The sequence below is a fragment of the Candidatus Eisenbacteria bacterium genome (assembly GCA_035577985.1).
Lineage (GTDB): Bacteria > Desulfobacterota > Binatia > DP-6 > DP-6 > DATJZY01.
Map to the genome: position 1 here is coordinate 1 of DATJZY010000074.1, position 2,096 is coordinate 2,096.

The following is a 2,096-nucleotide window of genomic DNA, read 5'->3' on the forward strand; positions in this document are numbered from 1 at the left end:
GCCATCTCTGGGCCGTCGGCTACGACGACGTGGAGCAGGCCCGGAAGGTCAGAGACGAGATCACCAAGCTCGGGTGGGACGAGCACTACCTCCTTCTCTCGGACGTCGTAGTCGTGGTACGGCAGTCCGATGGGTCGTTCACGCTCGACCGCGAGCCCGTCCCCACCGGGGAGAACATCCTCGGCTCGGCCGCCGTGGCCTTCATCGTGGGCCTCGTGCTCGCCGCACCCCCGCTCACCGCCGCGGCCGTTGGTGCAGCTCTGGGTCTCGTAGGCAGTGGAGTCGCGGCCACGGTCGGGATCACGGATGACTTCATCCGCGAGGTCGAAGAGATGATGCGGCCCGGGACAGCGGCGCTGTTCGTGTTGGACGACGAAGGCGACATGGACGTGATTCTCCACAACCTACGCGGGCTCGGCGGAACGGTGCTGAAGACGAACGTCGATGTGGAACGGGCGAAACTGATCCAGGCGACGCTCGCCGGAAGCGCGGCGAGCTGAGGGACTCTCGAGGTTCGTGCCACAACCACATCGACGGAGGGGGACAATGTCTAGGCGAATCACGGTTCGGAAGCCTTTGACGAAGGAGAGCCAGCAATCGACCGTCGCCGCCCATCTCTGGGCTATCGGCTACGACGACATGGAGCGGGCGGGTCAGGTCAAAGACGAGATCATACGGCTCGGGTGGGGCGAGTCCTACCTCATCCTCCTGGACGCGGCGGTCGTCGTGAGACATCCCGATGGATCCTTCACGTTGGACCGAGAGCCGTTTCCCGCCGTCCCCAACATCCTCGGTTGCACCGTCGTCGGCTTCGTCGCGGGTCTGGTGCTCGGGACGCCGTTCACCGGCGCCGCCGTCGGAGCGTTGCTGGGCGGCGCAGGAACCGGGGTGTCCGCGGCGGCGGTCGGGATCGGCGACGACTTCGTGCGCGAGATCGAGGGGATGATGAAGCCCGGGACCTCCGCGCTGTTCGTGTTGGACGATCAAGGGGACATGGACGTCGTTCTGCACGGGATCCGGGGGCTCGGCGGGACGGTGCTGAAGACGAACGTCGATGTGGAGCGGGCGAAGCTGATTCAGGCGACCCTGAGCGGGGGGCCTGGAGGTTGAAGACCGAAATGTGATCTCGCCCGGATGCGGTGGTGCCGCGGCCCACTCGCAGATGTCGTCGGGCGACTCGCGCGAGGTGTCGATCCGGCGGTGCCATCCGCCCGCCATGGATCGTAGCGCAAACGTGAGAGGCTCGGACCAGGAGGTCGAGCCCCGTCGCATTCGCGGAATGGACGCCGAAGGTCCGGCGGACGACGTGACGTTTGGTGCGGGAACGAGGCCGGGCCGCGCCCACCGCGGGCTCGATCAGCCGGGTCTGGTCATCCCGTCCCGTTCCTCAGAGCTTGCAGCTTCGTGCGCTTCATCCCGAGGTGGGCCGCCGGTGAGCGAAACTCGTCGTGAACGCCATGGTTGCGATGGGCCGCGTCGATGAACTAGGAAGGGTCCCTTCACATCCAGGGGCGTCGCGACACGGAAATCGGACGGCCGGCGGTGACTTGCACGACCAAGGCGAGCGGCACAGGGATCGGGCCCGCGATCAGCCGTTCGATCATCCTCCAGAGCCACGGCAGCCACCTGTGGGCCGAGTCCAGCTGTGGGCGCGGCGCGGTGTTCTCCTTTCGACCCCAAGCGGCGAAGGAATCTGGAGCGGCGTGAGCGACGCGGACGCAACCGTATTCGTCGTCGACGACGATCCCTCGGTCCGGCGGTCGACCGAGCGCCTCGTGCGTTCGATGGGATTCTGCGTCCAGACGTTCGCGTCCGCCAAGGAGTTCATGGATCACGTGCGTGTGGCCGGTCCGTCGTGCCTCGTGCTGGACGTGCACCTCCCGGGGCTGAGCGGCCTTGATCTGCAGCGCGAGCTCGCGCGAGCTGGCGTACGAATCCCGATAATCTTCATCACTGGGCGCGGCAGCATCCCGATGTCGGTACGCGCGATGAAGGAGGGCGCGGTCGAGTTCCTGACCAAGCCGACCCGCTCGCGCGCGCTGCTCGCCGCGATCCGAGCCGCGATCGAGCGCGATCGCGCCGCGCAGCACGCGCGT

At 67.1% G+C, this 2,096-nt stretch carries 3 protein-coding genes; all 3 read left to right on the forward strand.

What is annotated here, in order from left to right:
- On the forward strand, positions 1–500 hold a 500-nt coding region (locus tag VMS22_11305; GenBank protein HXJ34607.1), incomplete at its 5' end, for a DUF1269 domain-containing protein.
- Between the two features lie 16 nt (positions 501–516).
- Positions 517–1,110: a DUF1269 domain-containing protein gene (locus tag VMS22_11310; GenBank protein HXJ34608.1), complete on the forward strand. Its 594-nt coding sequence runs from the start codon at positions 517–519 to the stop codon at positions 1,108–1,110.
- 593 nt (positions 1,111–1,703) lie between these two features.
- Positions 1,704–2,096: response regulator transcription factor (locus VMS22_11315; protein ID HXJ34609.1), on the forward strand; the 393-nt coding region annotated here is incomplete at its 3' end.